This window comes from Aminobacter sp. Piv2-1, assembly GCF_037625995.1.
Classification (GTDB): Bacteria; Pseudomonadota; Alphaproteobacteria; order Rhizobiales; family Rhizobiaceae; genus Aminobacter.
This window is the reverse complement of the sequence record NZ_JARKMU010000006.1, coordinates 261,836-278,816: the sequence shown is the minus strand read 5'-3', so window position 1 is coordinate 278,816 and position 16,981 is coordinate 261,836. Positions and strand designations below refer to the sequence as shown.

The 16,981-nt window shown below is 64.8% G+C and carries 12 protein-coding genes and 1 pseudogene; 10 read left to right on the top strand and 3 right to left on the bottom strand.

Annotated features, from left to right (window positions below; genetic code table 11):
* Window positions 1–135: 135 nt before the first annotated feature.
* Both AmiPiv_RS13650 and AmiPiv_RS13645 read left to right on the top strand, forming a co-directional pair.
* Window positions 136–1,632, top strand: a complete 1,497-nt coding sequence (locus AmiPiv_RS13650) for a CoA-acylating methylmalonate-semialdehyde dehydrogenase (RefSeq protein ID WP_340038008.1) — start codon at window positions 136–138, stop codon at window positions 1,630–1,632.
* A gap of 357 nt (window positions 1,633–1,989) precedes the next feature.
* On the top strand, window positions 1,990–2,307 hold the full coding sequence (locus AmiPiv_RS13645; RefSeq protein WP_340038007.1) for a hypothetical protein: 318 nt from the start codon (window positions 1,990–1,992) through the stop codon (window positions 2,305–2,307).
* Window positions 2,308–2,311: 4 nt separating this feature from the next.
* Here the strand turns inward: AmiPiv_RS13645 and AmiPiv_RS13640 are convergent.
* Window positions 2,312–2,972 (bottom strand): annotated as a pseudogene (locus tag AmiPiv_RS13640) (GntR family transcriptional regulator).
* A gap of 782 nt (window positions 2,973–3,754) precedes the next feature.
* Between AmiPiv_RS13640 and AmiPiv_RS13635 the strand changes: the two are divergent.
* The 7 genes from AmiPiv_RS13635 to pyc all read left to right on the top strand — a co-directional run bounded on the left by AmiPiv_RS13635 (window position 3,755) and on the right by pyc (window position 13,933).
* Window positions 3,755–4,657 (top strand): branched-chain amino acid ABC transporter permease, encoded by a 903-nt coding sequence (locus AmiPiv_RS13635; RefSeq protein ID WP_340038006.1) that lies wholly within the window; start codon window positions 3,755–3,757, stop codon window positions 4,655–4,657.
* A 5-nt stretch (window positions 4,658–4,662) separates the two neighbouring features.
* On the top strand, window positions 4,663–6,114 hold the full coding sequence (gene livM, locus AmiPiv_RS13630; protein ID WP_340038005.1) for a high-affinity branched-chain amino acid ABC transporter permease LivM: 1,452 nt from the start codon (window positions 4,663–4,665) through the stop codon (window positions 6,112–6,114).
* The gene (locus AmiPiv_RS13625) at window positions 6,114–7,949 is read left to right on the top strand and encodes an ATP-binding cassette domain-containing protein (protein WP_340038004.1); all 1,836 of its coding nucleotides are present in this window, start codon (window positions 6,114–6,116) and stop codon (window positions 7,947–7,949) included. The genes livM and AmiPiv_RS13625 overlap by 1 nt, the downstream gene beginning before the upstream one ends.
* Window positions 7,946–8,674 (top strand): ABC transporter ATP-binding protein, encoded by a 729-nt coding sequence (locus AmiPiv_RS13620; protein WP_340038003.1) that lies wholly within the window; start codon window positions 7,946–7,948, stop codon window positions 8,672–8,674. Before AmiPiv_RS13625 ends, AmiPiv_RS13620 begins: the two co-directional genes overlap by 4 nt.
* 11 nt (window positions 8,675–8,685) lie before the next feature.
* A complete protein-coding gene (locus AmiPiv_RS13615) occupies window positions 8,686–9,033 on the top strand; it encodes a DUF6867 family protein (protein WP_340038002.1) in 348 nt (115 codons plus the stop codon).
* A 133-nt stretch (window positions 9,034–9,166) separates the two neighbouring features.
* Window positions 9,167–10,282 (top strand): branched-chain amino acid ABC transporter substrate-binding protein, encoded by a 1,116-nt coding sequence (locus tag AmiPiv_RS13610; protein WP_340038001.1) that lies wholly within the window; start codon window positions 9,167–9,169, stop codon window positions 10,280–10,282.
* Between the two features lie 192 nt (window positions 10,283–10,474).
* A complete protein-coding gene (pyc, locus tag AmiPiv_RS13605) occupies window positions 10,475–13,933 on the top strand; it encodes a pyruvate carboxylase (RefSeq protein WP_340038000.1) in 3,459 nt (1,152 codons plus the stop codon).
* A 220-nt stretch (window positions 13,934–14,153) separates the two neighbouring features.
* Here pyc and AmiPiv_RS13600 read toward each other — a convergent pair whose 3' ends face one another.
* Window positions 14,154–14,999, bottom strand: a complete 846-nt coding sequence (locus AmiPiv_RS13600) for an SH3 domain-containing protein (RefSeq protein WP_340037999.1) — start codon at window positions 14,997–14,999, stop codon at window positions 14,154–14,156.
* Window positions 15,000–15,365: 366 nt separating this feature from the next.
* Here AmiPiv_RS13600 and AmiPiv_RS13595 point away from each other — a divergent pair, with 366 nt between their 5' ends.
* Window positions 15,366–16,553, top strand: a complete 1,188-nt coding sequence (locus AmiPiv_RS13595) for an MFS transporter (RefSeq protein ID WP_340037998.1) — start codon at window positions 15,366–15,368, stop codon at window positions 16,551–16,553.
* Between the two features lie 185 nt (window positions 16,554–16,738).
* Here AmiPiv_RS13595 and AmiPiv_RS13590 read toward each other — a convergent pair whose 3' ends face one another.
* Complete coding sequence (locus tag AmiPiv_RS13590) at window positions 16,739–16,897, bottom strand: DUF3309 family protein (RefSeq protein WP_340037997.1); 159 nt, start codon at window positions 16,895–16,897, stop codon at window positions 16,739–16,741.
* Between the last annotated feature and the right edge of the window lie 84 nt (window positions 16,898–16,981).

Sequence of the window (16,981 nt, the reverse complement as noted above, 5' to 3'; positions counted from 1 at the left end):
TCTACTATGCACGAAATCGCATTCAATGCGACTTAGGGCTATAATTGATGCACAACGGTTGCGTTTGCCCTCGCGTTGCAAAGGCCGTCGCAAAGCAGGACAATGGGCCACCAACAAGGAAGTGGGAGAGAGCAGATGGTCGATTACGGTCATTTCGTCGGCGGCAAGCGTGTCGCCGGAACCAGCGGACGCAAGCAGGACGTGATGCAGCCGATGGACGGCACGGTGCGCGCCACCGTGGCACTTGCCTCGGCGCAGGAACTGCGCGCCGCCGTCGAGAACGCCAAGGCGGCACAGCCGGCCTGGGCGGCCACCAATCCGCAGCGCCGCGTGCGCGTGCTGATGCGCTTCCTCGAACTGGTCAACAAGGAATACGACGCCCTCGCCGAACTGCTGGCCCGCGAGCACGGCAAGACCATTGCCGACGCCAAGGGCGACATCCAACGCGGCCTCGAGGTTGTCGAGGTCTGCATCGGCGCCCCGCACATGATGAAGGGCGAGTTCACCGACGGCGCCGGCCCCGGCATCGACGTCTACTCGATGCGCCAGCCGCTCGGCGTCGTCGCCGGCATCACCCCGTTCAACTTCCCCGCCATGATCCCGCTGTGGAAGATCGCGCCGGCGATTGCCTGCGGCAACGCCTTCATCCTGAAGCCGTCGGAGCGCGATCCGGGCGTGCCGCTGCGCATCGCCGAACTGTTCCTCGAAGCCGGCCTGCCCGCGGGCATCCTCAATGTCGTCAACGGTGACAAGGAGGTGGTCGACGCCATCCTCGACGATCCGGACATCAAGGCCATCGGCTTCGTCGGCTCGACCCCGATCGCGCACTACATCTATTCGCGCGGCTGCGCGGCCGGAAAGCGCGTGCAGTGCTTCGGCGGCGCCAAGAACCACATGATCATCATGCCCGACGCCGACATGGACCAGACGGTCGACGCGCTGATCGGCGCTGGCTACGGCTCGGCCGGCGAGCGCTGCATGGCGATCTCGGTTGCCGTGCCGGTCGGCCACGATACCGCCGACAGGCTGATGGAACGCCTCATCCCGCGCGTCGAGAGCCTGAAGGTCGGCCCGTCGACGGATTCCTCGGCCGACTTCGGCCCGGTGGTCACCCGCGAGGCGCTGGAGCGCATCAAGGGCTATGTCGACATCGGCGTGAAGGAAGGCGCCAAGCTCGTCGTCGACGGCCGCGGCTTCAGCATGCAGGGCTACGAAAACGGCTTCTACATGGGCGGCTGCCTGTTCGACCACGTGACGCCGGAAATGCGCATCTACAAGGAAGAGATTTTCGGGCCGGTCCTGTCGGTGGTGCGTGCGCCGACCTACGAGAACGCCATCAAGCTCGCCAACGACCATGAGATGGGCAACGGCGTCGCCATCTTCACCCGCGACGGCGATGCGGCGCGCGATTTCGCCTCCCGCGTTCAGGTCGGCATGGTCGGCGTGAACGTGCCGATCCCCGTGCCGATCGCCTACTACACCTTCGGCGGCTGGAAGGCTTCGTCCTTCGGCGACCTCAACCAGCATGGCCCGGATGCGTTCCGCTTCTACACCAAGACCAAGACGGTCACCTCGCGCTGGCCGTCGGGCATCAAGGACGGTGCCGAGTTCGTCATCCCGACGATGAACTAAGCCCGACGGGTTCCTTGTTTGCGCGTCCTCGCCGCGATGCAGCTGCGGGCGCGCGGCGAGGCATCAAGGACGGCGCCGAGTTCGTCATTCCGACGATGAACTGAGACCCGCCACGAGGTCTTCAAGAGACAACGGCCCGGACGATCGTCCGGGCCGTTTTGCATGGGGCTTGTGGCGCGTTCACGAACTCACCATATCGATTCAGTAGGAGCGCAATGGCGCGTTCCTGGACGACAGACCGGAAACCAGAAAGGAGCGACGCGATGAAGACGTCGGGCCCGGCCTGGAGCGCTCCGGCACTTTGAGGCTGCCCATGTGCCTCCCTTTGCCGGATCGCGAAGGCGAAGGAGGTGCCACATGGCACGCTGTTTTTTGTTTCGATGGATGAGGATTGCCGCTGTCGCCCTCGTGGCGATGGCAGGCGCGAACTCGGCCCAGGCGCAATTCGTCTGCAGCGACCACGACGACCTGGTGGCGCGGCTGGCCGAAGCGTTTCAGGAGAAGCGTATCGGCTACGGCCTGGCCGGCGACGCGGCGATCATCGAGGTCTTCGTATCGGCGAGCGGCTCCTGGACGATGCTGATGACCGATGTCAGGGGCCGAAGCTGCATCGTAGCAGCCGGCGACGGTTGGGAAAGCATCGGGGCGGTTGCTGTCTCGGGCCGCGACACGTGAGCATCTAGCGCGTCGCGGCCGCCTCGGCATGGCCGCGCAGCATCGACATCAGCCGCTCGGCCTCGGCGGCGGCGCCGTCCTCGTCGTGCTCGAGGATCGAGCGGATGAGCGCCACGTGGTGTTCGGCCGAGGCGGCGAGGCCGGCTTCGCGCTGGTAGCGGAACCAGAATCGGCGGCTGTGGGTCTGCAGCGGGGCGGCGAGGCGCGCCGCAAAATCGTTGTCGGCGGCAAGCGCCAGCGCCTCGCTGATCGCCTTGTCCGCGGCGAGGAAGCCGAGTGCGTCGGCTGCAATCACTGCCTTCTGCATGGCTAGTGCCGCTTCATGGAACTGGCTTGCGGCGTCGCGGGTGACGAAGCGAGCGGCCGAGCGCGCCAGCACCACCTCGACGCCGCGGCGCGCATCGAGCACGCGAAGCCAGTCGCCGGGATGCAGGGGCGCGATCGCCAGTCCGGCCCGTGGCCTGATCTCGACCAGCCCCCTCCCAGGCAAGACGTTGGATTGCTTCGCGCACCGGCGTGCGGCCGAGGCCCAGCCGCTCGATCAGCGTGCCTTCGGTGGCGACGCTGCCGGGAGCCAGATCGAGGGTCACGATCAGCCGTTCCAGTTCGTGATGGGCTCGCGTTGCAACCGGTTCCAGTTTCTCAGCCGTCATGACCGAATCCATTGAAAGAAAAATGATATATTGTTGATATATCAAGATCGAATCTCAAGGAGCGATATTGGCTTTCGAATGATATATCACGGATATATCAAGCCGGTAGCCAGTTGAGGAGCGCTGCTGATCGAGGCGGCACAGGCCCGATGCCAGCGCATGCCGGGAAGATCGGGCGGATGAGACGACGGCAAAGATCATCGGCGGGCAGCCTGTCCGCTCTGCGTCGACCTGTCGTGTCCGGGGCATCAAGCCGGTGGAAGCGCTCCGCGCTGGAAATGACCTCGTTTGTCGTTGGCTCGCCGTTGGGAGGCGGCTCGAAGCGAGGTCGAGGTGGCCGGCAGGCCAGCGATCATGCCGTCGCTCGGAGCCTTGCAGGCGTGACGGACCGAGCGCGATCCTCAACGACAAGGCGCGATCCGCCTGCCCTAGGGTCATAGTAAAATAGTCGTATTCTGGGCACTGGAAGCGGCCGTTATGTCTAGACAATCTTGCGAGGGATATCGGCAAAGCGACGCAAGGAGTTGTTGCGGTTGGGCAGTTCGGCGCTACATTCTTCGACAGTGGCGCGCAAAGTTGCCGGAATCGGCAAGGACATTGCGTTGAGCCAATGATAGGTTCGCGATGGTCCAGGGCCTGGACAGCATAAAAACATGGGTGGCCGCAAAGGCCGTCCGACAAGACGCAACGGTGCCTAAAAATCACGTTGCAATCCAGGCTCGAAACTTTAGGACTAGGGGAAATACGAAAAGGAACGCGGGCATGGCGCGACGTTCCAGGGGAGCTGCATTCATATGCAATATTTCGTCCAGCAGATGGTCAATGGGCTGACGCTGGGGTCCATCTATGGCCTCATCGCCATCGGCTACACGATGGTCTACGGCATCATCGGCATGATCAATTTCGCCCACGGCGACATCTTCATGCTCGGGGCCTTCGTCGCCCTGATCGTGTTCCTGATCCTGACCGCGATGTTCTATTCGGTGCCCGTGGTCGTGGCCCTGCTCATCATGATGGTCGTGGCGATGCTGATGACCAGCCTCTACAACTGGACCATCGAGAAGGTGGCCTACCGGCCGCTGCGCGGATCCTTCCGGCTGGCGCCGCTGATCACCGCCATCGGCATGTCGATCGCGCTATCGAACTTCGTGCAGGTGACGCAGGGGCCGCGCAACAAGCCGATCCCCCCGATGGTCAGCCAAGTCTACAATGTCGGCGGCATCTCGATCTCGCTGAAGCAGATCATCATCGTCATCGTCACCGTCTCGCTGCTGGCGCTGTTCTGGTACCTGGTCAACAAGACCTCGCTCGGCCGCGCCCAGCGCGCCTGCGAGCAGGACCGCAAGATGGCGGCACTCCTCGGCATCGATGTCGACCGCACCATTTCCATCACCTTCATCATGGGTGCTGCCCTTGCCGCCGTCGCCGGCACGCTGTTCCTGATGTATTACGGCGTCGTCGCCTTTTCCGACGGCTTCGTGCCGGGCGTCAAAGCCTTCACCGCAGCCGTTCTGGGCGGCATCGGGTCGTTGCCGGGCGCCATGCTTGGCGGTCTGATGATCGGCTTCATCGAAAGCATGTGGTCGGCCTATTTCTCCATCGACTACAAGGACGTCGCGGCGTTCTCGATCCTTGCCATCGTGCTCATCTTCCTCCCCTCCGGCATCCTCGGCCGGCCTGAAGTCGAGAAGGTCTGAGAAACATGGCCAACATCGCCCAAGCCACACGCGAAGATACCGCCACCCCCATCCAGCGCGGCCTTCGCGAGGCGCTCCTTGCCGGCGCCATATCCTTCGGCCTGTTCGTCCTCTTCATCGGCCTCAAGACCGACCAGAACATCCGCAACGAGCTGATCCTGGTCCAGCGCTGGGGCACGCTCGCCATCATCGTCGGGCTGGTGATGCTCGGCCGCTTCGTCATGACGGCCTTTGTCCGGCCAGCCATCGACCGTCGCAAGGCCGAGCGCGCCAAGGCGGCGCCGGTGGCCGAGGAGGCGGGCTTCGTCCGCAAGAACTTCTCCAAGATCGGTATCGGCGTGCTGCTGGTCTACCCGATCGTCGTCGTCCTCTTACTTACGTTGATCAACGGCTCGCTTGCCGGAGGTTTCCAGGGCTCGCTCAAGTGGGTCGACAATTTCGGCATCCAGATCCTGATCTACGTGATGTTGGCCTGGGGGCTGAACATCGTCGTCGGTCTCGCCGGCCTGCTCGATCTGGGTTACGTGGCCTTCTATGCGGTGGGCGCCTATGCCTATGCGCTGCTCGCCACCCAGCTCGGATGGTCGTTCTGGATCTTGCTGCCGGTGGCCGGCATCATGTCCGCCTTCTGGGGCGTCATGCTCGGCTTCCCGGTGCTGCGCCTGCGCGGCGACTACCTGGCCATCGTGACGCTGGCCTTCGGCGAGATCATCCGCCTGGTGCTGATCAACTGGCGCGAGGTGACCAACGGCGCCGCCGGCGTCTCCGGCATCCCGAAGGTGAGCTTCTTCGGCCTGGTGTCGTTCAACGTCTCCGACCCGAACTACATTGCCAAAGTGCTCGGCATCGCCCAGTCCGGCGCCTACTACAAGATCTTCCTCTACTACCTGATCCTTGGACTTGCGCTGCTGACGGCCTTCGTCACCATCCGCCTGCGCCGCATGCCGGTGGGGCGCGCCTGGGAAGCGCTGCGCGAGGACGAGATCGCCTGCCGTTCTCTCGGCATCAACACCACGACGACCAAGCTGACGGCCTTTGCCACGGGCGCCATGTTCGGCGGCTTCGCCGGCTCGTTCTTCGCCGCCCGCCAGGGCTTCGTGTCGCCTGAGTCCTTCGTCTTCATCGAGTCGGCCATCATCCTGGCCATCGTCGTGCTCGGCGGCATGGGCTCGCTGGTGGGCATCGCGGTCGCCGCGGCGGTGATGATCGGCGGCACCGAAATCCTGCGCGAGATGGAGTTCCTGAAAACCGGCCTGACCTGGAATGGAACCACGATCATTCCCGGTTTCGGAGCCGACTTCACCCCCGAACTCTACCGCATGCTGCTGTTCGGTATGGCCATGGTGATCGTGATGCTGTGGAAGCCGCGAGGTTTCGTCGGCAGTCGAGAACCCACCGCCTTCCTGCATGAGCGAAAGGCCGTTTCCAGCGCCTTCACCAAGGAAGGTCACGGCTGATGAACGCGAGCGTTTCCATGAACAAGCCGATCCTCGAGGTCGAACATCTGTCGATGAAGTTCGGCGGCCTGGTTGCCATCGGCGACCTGTCCTTCGAAGCCAAGCGCGGCGAGATCACCGCGCTGATCGGGCCGAACGGCGCAGGCAAGACCACTGTCTTCAACTGCATCACCGGCTTCTACAAGCCGACCGAGGGCATGATCCGGTTCAACGGGCGCGAGGGCGGGGAATTCCTGCTCGAGCGCATGCCGGACTTCCAGATCACGGCCAAGGCCAAGGTGGCGCGCACGTTCCAGAACATCCGCCTGTTTTCGGGCATGACCCTGCTCGAGAATCTGCTGGTGGCGCAGCACAACAAGCTGATGAAGGCCTCCGGCTACACGGTGATGGGGCTGCTCGGCCTCGGCGGCTACCGCAAGGCCTCGGCCGAGTCGATCGACCTTGCCAAGCACTGGCTGGAGAAAGCCGAACTGATCGATCGTGCCGACGACCCGGCCGGCGACCTTCCCTACGGCGCGCAGCGCCGGCTCGAGATCGCGCGAGCCATGTGCACGGGCCCCGAATTGCTCTGCCTCGACGAACCGGCGGCGGGCCTCAACCCCAAGGAGTCGCTGGCGCTCAACACCCTGCTCAACGACATCAGGGACAATACGGGCACGTCGATCCTGCTCATCGAGCACGACATGTCGGTGGTCATGCAAATCTCCGACCACGTCGTGGTGCTGGAGTATGGCCGCAAGATCTCCGACGGCGATCCGCTTTCCGTCAGGACCGACCCCAAGGTCATCGCCGCCTATCTCGGCGTCGACGACGAGGAGGTCGGCGAGGTGCTGGTCGAGGTCGGCGACGAGCAGGTCATCGAGGAACTCGAGGGCCTGCCGGATCCGGCCCATGGTCCCAGCACATCCGCTTCGATGATGGCCGGCCCCGTCAGCGAGACCGTCGTTCATACCGACGGCCATGGCGAGATCGTGTCGGTTTCCAAGGCTGCCTCGAAAGCGGCGCAGGTCGAGGCAATGGCCACGAAATCGGCAAAGCCTGCCGCTGCGAAGGCAGCGCCCAAAGCCGAAAAGGCCCCGGTCGCGGGGCTGATGTCGGCGCCGACCGCGAAGCCTGCGAAAGCTGCGCCGAAGACAGCTGCCGCCAAGACGGCAAAAGCTGCGGCGGCAAAACCCGTGGCGGCCAAGCCGGCTGCCGCCAAGGAGCCGGTCAAGCCGGCTGTCAAGGCCGCACCGGCTCAGGCTCCGAAGAAGCAAGCTGCAAAGGCTGAAGCGCCGAAGACTGCTCCCGTACCAAAAGCCCCGGCGAAAGCGGCTTCGTCTGCAAAAGCTGTGACGGCACCTGCAAAGCCCGCTGCCAAGGCCGCGCCTGCCGCCAAGCCGGCCGTTAAATCGGCCCCGGCGCTGAAGGCAAGCGCCAAGCCTGCCCCTGCGGCGGCGGTGAAGGCGGAAGCAAAAGCTCCCGCGAAGCCGGCAGCCAAGCCAGCCAAGGCTGCAGCCGCACCAAAGCCTGCGAAGGCACCAGCCAAGCCGGCTCCCGCCAAGCCTGCCGCCTCCAAGACGATCGCCAACACGCTGCCCGCGCCGCGCGGCGGCGTGGCCGACCGGCTGATCGACATCAAGGGCATCGGGCCGGTGAACGAGAAGAAGCTCAACGATCACGGCATCTTCCATTTCGACCAGATCGCGTCGTGGAAGAAGGCCGACATCGCGGCGGCCGAGGCCTATCTGGCCTTCGACGGCCGCATCGACCGGGAAGACTGGGTGGGGCAGGCCAAGGCGCTGGCGCGTGAAGCGGCCAAGCCGGCGAAAGCCAAGCGCGGAGGTGGCAAGTGACGGCGAAGACCTTGCTCGACATCAGGGGCGTCGAGACCTACTACGGCAATATCCGCGCGCTGAACGGCGTCAACGTTTCGGTCAACGAGGGCGAGATCGTCGCGCTCATCGGTGCCAACGGCGCCGGCAAGTCGACCTTGATGATGACCATCTTCGGTAGCCCCAGGGCGCGTCGCGGCACCATCAATTTCGCCGGCACCGACATCACCGAAATGCCGACGCACGAGATCGCCAGGCTGCGCATCGCGCAGTCGCCGGAAGGCCGGCGCATCTTCCCGCGCATGACGGTGATGGAAAACCTGCAGATGGGCGCGAGCCTCGACAACCTCAAATATTACAACGAGGACGTCGATAAGGTGTTCGCCCTGTTCCCGCGACTCAAGGAGCGCATCGGCCAGCGCGGCGGTACGCTGTCGGGCGGCGAGCAGCAGATGCTGTCGATCGGCCGCGCGCTGATGGCGCGACCGAAGCTGCTTTTGCTGGACGAGCCTTCGCTGGGTCTCGCGCCGCTGATCGTCAAGCAGATTTTCGACGCCATCCGCGAGCTCAACCGCACGCAGGGGCTCACCGTGTTCCTTGTCGAGCAGAACGCCTTCGGCGCGCTCAAGCTCGCCACGCGTGGCTATGTCATGGTCAACGGCGTCGTCACCATGAGCGGCACCGGCAAGGACCTTCTCGCCGATCCCGAAGTTCGCGCCGCCTATCTCGAAGGCGGCCGCCACTAGGAGTGAGCATCATGCAGGGCATTCTCTACGAGGAAGCCTCGATCTGGCAGTTCTTCTTCGTCACCTGCCTGCTGGGCGGATGGGCGGCCTGGATGACCGGCCGCGCCTGCGCGCAGACCTGGCGGACCTTTGGCAAGCTGGTGCTTTACATCCTCGGGTTGGGCATCGGCATCCGATTCATTCACCATGCGCTGTTCGGCGGCACGATGTTTTCGCTGCAATATTATGTCGTCGACACCATCGTGTTGCTCTTTTTCGCAACGCTTGGCTATAAATACACGCGCACCAACCAGATGGTGAAGCAATACCATTGGCTTTATGAAAAGGCCTCGCCTCTTTCTTGGAGGTCAAAGTCCTGAGGGGTCACAACGCGCCGATTCGCCATGAATCGGCGTGACAACTGCCGGAAAATCGGCAAACTCACCTTTCTGCGATATGGGTGGGCATCGCATGAAAGAACTTCCACGCCCACTCAACAATGGGAGTGTTTCAATGAAAAAATCACTTTTGTCGGCAGTTGCGCTGACCGCGCTCGTGGCGTTCAGCGGCAGCGCATGGGCCGAAATCATCATCGGCGTCGCCGGTCCGATCACCGGCCCCAACGCCGCTTTCGGAGCGCAGCTCCAGAAGGGCGCTGAGCAGGCCGCGGCGGACATCAATGCGGCCGGTGGCATCAATGGCGAGCAGGTCAAGGTCGTCGTCGGCGACGACGTCTCCGACCCGAAGCAGGGCATCTCGGTGGCCAACAAGTTCGTCGCCGATGGCGTGAAGTTCGTGGTCGGCCACTTCAACTCTGGCGTTTCGATCCCGGCCTCGGAAGTCTACGCCGAGAACGGCATCCTCGAGATCACCCCGGCTGCGACCAACCCGAAGTTCACCGAACGCGGCCTGTGGAACACCTTCCGCACCTGCGGCCGTGACGACCAGCAGGGCGGTATCGCCGGTGCCTATCTGGCCGAGAAGTTCAAGGACGCCAAGATCGCGGTCATCCATGACAAGACGCCTTACGGCCAGGGCCTCGCCGACGAAACCAAGAAGGCGATGAACGCCGCCGGCGTCACCGAGGTCATGTATGAAGGCGTCAACATCGGCGACAAGGACTTCTCGGCGCTGATCGCCAAGATGAAGGAAGCCGGCGTCTCGATCATCTACTGGGGCGGCCTCCACACCGAAGCCGGCCTGATCATCCGCCAGTCGGCCGACCAGGGCCTCAAGGCCAAGCTGGTTTCGGGCGACGGCATCGTCTCCAACGAACTCGCCTCGATCGCCGGCGACGCCGTCGAAGGCACGCTCAACACCTTCGGTCCGGACCCGCGCCTGATCCCCGAGAACAAGGATCTGGTCGAGAAGTTCCGCTCGCAGGGCTTCGAGCCGGAAGCCTACACGCTCTATTCCTACGCTGCGATGCAGGTGATCGCCGGCGCGGCGAAGGCCGCAAACTCGGTCGATCCGCAGGAAGTGGCGAAGGCGATGAAGGAGAAGGGTCCGTTCAAGACCGCTCTCGGCGACATCTCCTATGACGAAAAGGGCGATCCGAAGCTGCCCGGTTACGTCATGTACGAGTGGAAGAAGGGTGCGGACGGCAAGTACACCTACGTCCAGCAGTAAGCTCCTACTGCCCTGAATGCGACAATGCCCGGCGCTCTGCGCCGGGCATTTTTCATTTGCCGGCGGGCAAGATCAGGCTCCCTGACCTTGGGGAATTTAAATCGGTTTAAGGATGCGTGTTTTTGGTTGCGCCGCAGCATTATCGCGCTAATCATTCGCCGCCCCTGAAATTCCGGAGCCTGGAGAGTTTACGTGCCGATCAGCAAGATCCTCGTCGCCAACCGATCCGAAATCGCCATCCGCGTGTTCCGCGCGGCGAACGAGCTGGGGCTCAAAACGGTGGCGATCTGGGCTGAAGAGGACAAATACTCGCTGCATCGCTTCAAGGCCGACGAGAGCTATCAGGTCGGCCGCGGCCCCTGGCTTTCAAAGGACATGGGGCCGATCGAAAGCTATCTGTCGATCGACGAGATCATGCGCGTCGCCAAGCTGTCCGGGGCCGACGCCATCCACCCCGGCTACGGCCTTTTGTCCGAAAGCCCCGAATTCGCCGAGGCCTGCGCTGCCAATGGCATCACCTTCATCGGGCCGAAGCCGGAGACGATGCGCCGTCTCGGCAACAAGGTCGCGGCTCGCAACCTCGCCATCGAGGTCGGCGTGCCGGTGGTGCCTGCCACCAATCCGCTGCCCGACGATATGGAGGTGGTGAAGAAGCTCGCCGCCGAGATCGGCTATCCGGTCATGCTCAAGGCGTCCTGGGGCGGCGGCGGCCGCGGCATGCGCGCCATCCGCAGCGAGGCCGACCTCGTCCGCGAGGTGATGGAAGGCAAGCGCGAGGCCAAGGCCGCGTTCGGCAAGGATGAGGTCTATCTCGAGAAGCTGATCGAGCGCGCCCGCCACGTCGAGGTGCAGATCCTCGGCGACACGCACGGCAACGCCGTCCACCTGTTCGAGCGCGACTGCTCGATCCAGCGCCGCAACCAGAAGGTCGTCGAGCGCGCGCCGGCGCCCTATCTTTCCGCTGCGCTGCGCCAGGAGCTTTGCGGCTATGCACTGAAGATCGCCAGGGAGACCAGCTACATCGGCGCCGGCACGGTGGAATTCCTGCAGGATGCAGACACCGGCAAGTTCTACTTCATCGAGGTCAATCCGCGTATCCAGGTCGAGCACACCGTCACCGAGCAGGTGACCGGCATCGACATCGTCAAGGCGCAGATCCACATCCTCGACGGCTTTGCCATCGGCACGCCGGAATCGGGCGTGCCGGCACAGGCCGACATCAGGCTCAACGGTCACGCGCTGCAGTGCCGCATCACCACCGAGGATCCGGAACAGAACTTCATCCCGGACTATGGCCGCATCACCGCCTATCGCGGCGCCACCGGCTTCGGCATCCGCCTCGATGGCGGCACGGCCTATTCGGGTGCGGTCATCACCCGCTTCTACGACCCGCTGCTCGAGAAGGTCACCGCCTGGGCGCCGACGCCCGACGAGGCGATCGCCCGCATGCACCGGGCGCTGCGCGAGTTCCGCATCCGCGGCGTGGCGACGAACCTCACCTTCCTCGAAGCGATCATCACCCACCCGGCCTTCCACGACAATTCCTACACCACCCGGTTCATCGATTCGACACCGGAGCTGTTCGCCCAGGTCAAGCGCCAGGACCGCGCGACCAAGCTGCTCAACTACCTCGCCGACGTGACCGTCAACGGCCATCCCGAGACACGCGGTCGCGCGGTGCCCAACCCGGAGGCCGCGGCACCCGTCGTGCCGTGGTTCACCGGTGCGATCCCCGACGGCACCAGGCAGAAGCTCGACGATCTCGGGCCCGAGAAGTTCGCAGCCTGGATGCGTGGACAGAAGCAGGTGCTGATCACCGACACGACGATGCGTGACGGCCACCAGTCGCTGCTGGCCACCCGCATGCGCACGCATGACATCGCCAAGATCGCCGGCACCTATGCGCGGGCATTGCCGCAGCTGCTGTCGCTCGAATGCTGGGGCGGCGCCACCTTCGACGTCGCCATGCGCTTCCTCACCGAAGATCCGTGGGAACGGCTGGACAAGGTGCGCCGCGCCGCGCCCAACATCCTGCTGCAGATGCTGCTGCGTGGCGCCAACGGCGTCGGCTACACCAACTATCCGGACAATGTCGTACAGCACTTCGTCCGCCAGGCCGCGGCCGGCGGCGTCGATCTCTTCCGCGTCTTCGACTGCCTCAACTGGGTCGAGAACATGCGCGTGTCGATGGACGCCGTGGGTGCCGAGGGCAAGCTCTGCGAGGCGGCGATGTGCTACACCGGCGACATCCTCGACCCGAACCGCGCCAAGTACGACCTGATATATTATGTCGGGCTCGCCAAGGAGCTCGAGGCCGCCGGCGCCCATATCATCGCGGTCAAGGACATGGCCGGCCTGCTCAAGCCTGCGGCGGCGCGGGCGCTGTTCAAGGCGCTGCGCGAAGCGACCGACCTGCCGATCCACTTCCACACCCACGATACCTCGGGCCTCTCGGGTGCCACCGTGCTGGCGGCGGTCGAGAGCGGCGTCGACGCCATCGATGCGGCGATGGACGCCTTCTCCGGCAACACCTCGCAGCCCTGCCTGGGCTCGATCGTCGAGGCGCTGCGCGGTTCGGACCGCGATCCCGGCCTCGATCCCGAATGGATCCGCCGCATCTCGTTCTACTGGGAAGCCGTGCGCAACCAGTATGCCGCTTTCGAGAGCGACCTGAAGGGGCCGGCCTCGGAGGTCTATCTCCACGAGATGCCGGGCGGCCAGTTCACCAATCTCAAGGAGCAGGCGCGTTCGCTCGGCCTCGAAACCCGCTGGCACGAGGTGGCGCAGGCCTATCACGACGTCAATTTGATGTTCGGCGACATCGTCAAGGTCACGCCGTCGTCCAAGGTGGTGGGCGACATGGCGCTGATGATGGTGAGCCAGGAACTCACCGTCGCCGACGTCGAGAATCCGGCCAAGGACATCGCCTTCCCGGACTCCGTCGTGTCGATGCTGCGCGGCGATCTCGGCCAGTCGCCCGGCGGCTGGCCCGCGGCACTGCAGAAGAAGGCGCTGAAGGGCGAAACGCCGATCACCGTGCGTCCCGGCTCGTTGCTGAAGCAGGCCGATCTCAAGGCCGGCCGCAAGGACATCGAGGCCAAGCTGGGACGCAAGCTCTCGGAGAGCGAGTTCGCCTCGTGGCTGATGTATCCCAAGGTGTTCACCGACTTCGCCGGTGCCCAGGAGACTTACGGCCCGGTCAGCGTGCTGCCGACACCGACCTATTTCTACGGCATGGAGCCGGAGGACGAGGTCTTCGTCGACATCGAGAAGGGCAAGACCCTGGTCATCCGCTGCCTCGCCGTCGGCGACGTTGACGAGAAGGGCATGGTCACGGTGTTCTTCGAGCTCAACGGCCAGCCGCGCCGCGTCAAGGTGCCGGACCGGGCGCATGGCGCGTCGGCTTCGAAGGCGCGTCGCAAGGCCGAGGCCGGCAACGACGCCCATGTCGGCGCGCCGATGCCGGGCGTGGTCTCGACGCTCGCCGTCTTGGCCGGCCAGCCGGTCAAGGCTGGCGACGTGCTGCTCTCGATCGAGGCGATGAAGATGGAGACGGCGCTGCATGCCGAGCGCGACGGCACGATTGCCGAAGTGCTGGTGCGCGCCGGCGACCAGATCGACGCCAAGGACCTGCTCGTCGTCTACGGCTGATGCTCCTCGGACTCAGCCGACTATTGGGCCGGCGCTGATAGCAGCATGCCCTTGCAGGACTTGGGTTCCTCGCCCCCACGAAGTGGGGGAGAGGTGCCGAGCCCTGAGCTTGTCGAAGGGGCGAGGCGGTGAGGGGGACTTTAAGTTAGGTCCCATTCCGACTGACGAAGGGGGCCGATGAGGCGCGCGGCGAGAGCGGCTTCAGGCTGCGTCCAGGGGCTCAGAACAGCCCCTGGCCGGCCTTCGCCTCTTCGGCGGCGCTGCGGCGGATGAGGCTCTTGTACATGTAGCCGCGCTGGTCCTTGTAGACGACCGTGCACCAGTTGCAGTCGGTCTCGGCCTCGATCGCCGCATTTGCCGGCACGACTGCGATCACCTTGGCCTCGTCGGCAGGCCCGTCGCGCAGGTTGGCATATTTGACGACCTTGGCCGGCTGCAGGTCGGGCAATGGCCCGTCGGCAGGATTGACGGTCGCCGGCGTGTCGATCATGCCGGTCGTCTGCTCGAGCATGGCCACCTCAGCCTCGGTCTCGGCCACCTCGACGTCGATCGAGCCGCGCAGTCCTTCGGGCGCCACCGCGGTCGCCTCGGGCGGCTGGCTGGGCTTGGTTCCGAGCAATGGCTCTGCGGCGCTTGCGCCGCGCTCGTCCGGTCCGGCCGTTGCGGCCGCGTCCAGGCTCTCGAAGCGCGCGGTCACGGCGGACAGTGGGGCTGCTGCAAGCTGCGCCATGTCGGGCTGCTTGCCGGACGCAGCCATGCTGCCGGAGGCTGTTGGGGCTGGCGCCGGCGCGAGTTCGGGCTTTGCAGCGGCCGCGGCCGCCTTTGTGCCGGTTGCCTGCGGCAATTTGGGGTGGGGCACGGCAGCCGTCTGGGTCGGGTCCGGCGTCGGACCGCTGCCGATCACCGCGCCGGCAACGACGATTGCAAGCGCCGCCACGCTGCCGCCTGCGACGATCTTGGCAAGAAGGGGCGACATGCCGAACTGCGGCGCAAGCCGGCGGGCGCGGCGGACGTGATCGCCGAGCTGGTCTGAAATTCCGGCAAGCCGGAATGCGGGGGTATTCATGGCACAGGACTCCACAATGGTGCGACCCGGCCACCAGCCGGCATCGACCCCCCAACCCGTAACGGCATGCAAGGTGCTGAACGCGCAAGCGGATGGTGTTGCCTGTCCCCGCCGCAGTTCCTCAGACATCGCCTACATGCGCTATTCGACGGAATTCGGGCAATCGTTAACTTTTGTTACCGGTCTGGCCCAATGGTTGCGGCGACGCTTGCCTTGACCGGAAATTAAATCGATTTAATGATGGTCGCCAATGGCGACGCAACTCGCCAGGGATCGCTCGATCCCCGCTACCCCTTCGAACCCAGGCGCGGGCTGCCGGCTGAAGTCGATTTCGGTCGCCATGCGCATGTGCTAGGAGCGCGCTCCATGAACGCCTTGAATGCCGATGCCAAACCCTCCTGGGCCCGTTGGGCCGTCGCCGCGGCCTTCTTCATCAACGGTTTCGTCACCGGAAGCTGGGCGCCGCAGATCCCGCTGCTCTTGTCACGTCTCGGCATCTCCGAGTTCGTGCTCGGCCTGCTGATCCTCGTGTTCGGGCTCGGCGCGCTGACGGCGATGCCGTTCTCGGGCTACCTGATGTCGAAGCGGGGCTCGCGACCGGTGGTCATCGGCTTCGCCTGGGTCGTGGCGTTCGCGCTGCTGCTCGTGGCGCTGGCGCCGAACGTCTGGCTGGCCGCGGCAACGATGTTCGTCTTCGGCGGGTCGATCGGCGCCATGGACGTCGCCATGAACGCCAATGCGGTTGCGGTCGAGAAGAAGCTGTCGCGGGCGATCATGTCGTCGTCGCACGGTTTCTGGAGCCTGGGCGGTTTCGTCGGCGGCGCACTCGGCGGCATCGTGATCCAGAATTTCGGCCATCTCGTCCATGCCGGCCTGGTCACGGCAGCGGCCGCCGCCATGACGGCGGTTGCGTTGCGCGGCCTGATCGCCGAAGACAAGCCGGTGGCGCACGAGCACCAGCATTTCCGGCTGCCGCGGATGCCGACCATCTATCTCGTCGGCATCATGGCGCTGTTCTCCATGGTCCCGGAAGGCGCCGTCCTCGACTGGGCAGCGCTCTACCTCAAGCAGGAACTGGGCGCCGACATCGCCACGGCCGGCTTCGCCTTCGCCGCCTTTTCGGGGATCATGGCGCTGATGCGTTTCCTCGGCGATGGCGTGCGCAACCGCTTCGGCGCGGTGAACACGCTGCGGGTCTCGGCGCTGCTTGCGGCAACCGGCATGCTGGCCGCAGGCTTCGCGCCGAACCCGTGGATTGCCATCGCCGCCTTCGCGGTCTGCGGCCTCGGCGTCGCCAACATGGTGCCGATCGCCTTCTCTGCCGCCGGCAACCAGCCCGGCGTGCCGCCCGGCATCGGCATGAGCGTCGTCACGACCATGGGCTATTCGGGCATCCTGGTCGCCCCCTCGGCGATCGGCTTCGTTGCCCAGTTCACCGGCTTCGCACCGATCTTCGTGACCCTGTCGGGGCTGCTGGTGGTCGTCTGCCTGATGGCTGGCCTTGCGCGCCATGCCGACTTCCGCGCCGTGCCTCAGGCCGCACCCGCCGAATAGCGCTTCGGTTCCTCACGGCGAGGCTGCGGCGCGAGGCATGCGCCGGATGGATTCGCTTGCCGCGAGTCTGGAATGCACCGCGGGCCGGCCGGGTCATGCGCCGCGCCGCCGCGCCATCTTGTCTTGACGCAATTCCGGACGGAAAACCGCTTTGCACTTTTCCTGGATTGCCTCGGCTCGAACCGTCAGGCCCTCCCCAACAGCAGCAGCACCAGCAGCACGACGAGCAATATGCCGACGATGCCCGACGGTCCGTAGCCCCAGTTGCGGGAGTGCGGCCAGGCGGGCACCGCGCCGATCAGGATGAGGATCAGGATGATGAGGAGCAGGGTGGTGAGGGTCATCTCGTTCTGCCTCGTCTTGTGATTATATCGAGGGTTGAACGCAAAAGGCCGCCCGGACGTTCCGGGCGGCCTTTTTGTCGGGTC

Coding starts and splice junctions, on each gene's coding strand:
- AmiPiv_RS13650 (WP_340038008.1), top strand. CDS start 136: ATGGTCGATTACGGTCATTTCGTCGGCGGCAAGCGTGTCGCCGGAACC.
- AmiPiv_RS13645 (WP_340038007.1), top strand. CDS start 1,990: ATGGCACGCTGTTTTTTGTTTCGATGGATGAGGATTGCCGCTGTCGCC.
- AmiPiv_RS13635 (WP_340038006.1), top strand. CDS start 3,755: ATGCAATATTTCGTCCAGCAGATGGTCAATGGGCTGACGCTGGGGTCC.
- livM (WP_340038005.1), top strand. CDS start 4,663: ATGGCCAACATCGCCCAAGCCACACGCGAAGATACCGCCACCCCCATC.
- AmiPiv_RS13625 (WP_340038004.1), top strand. CDS start 6,114: ATGAACGCGAGCGTTTCCATGAACAAGCCGATCCTCGAGGTCGAACAT.
- AmiPiv_RS13615 (WP_340038002.1), top strand. CDS start 8,686: ATGCAGGGCATTCTCTACGAGGAAGCCTCGATCTGGCAGTTCTTCTTC.
- AmiPiv_RS13610 (WP_340038001.1), top strand. CDS start 9,167: ATGAAAAAATCACTTTTGTCGGCAGTTGCGCTGACCGCGCTCGTGGCG.
- AmiPiv_RS13600 (WP_340037999.1), bottom strand. CDS start 14,999: ATGAATACCCCCGCATTCCGGCTTGCCGGAATTTCAGACCAGCTCGGC.
- AmiPiv_RS13595 (WP_340037998.1), top strand. CDS start 15,366: ATGAACGCCTTGAATGCCGATGCCAAACCCTCCTGGGCCCGTTGGGCC.
- AmiPiv_RS13590 (WP_340037997.1), bottom strand. CDS start 16,897: ATGACCCTCACCACCCTGCTCCTCATCATCCTGATCCTCATCCTGATC.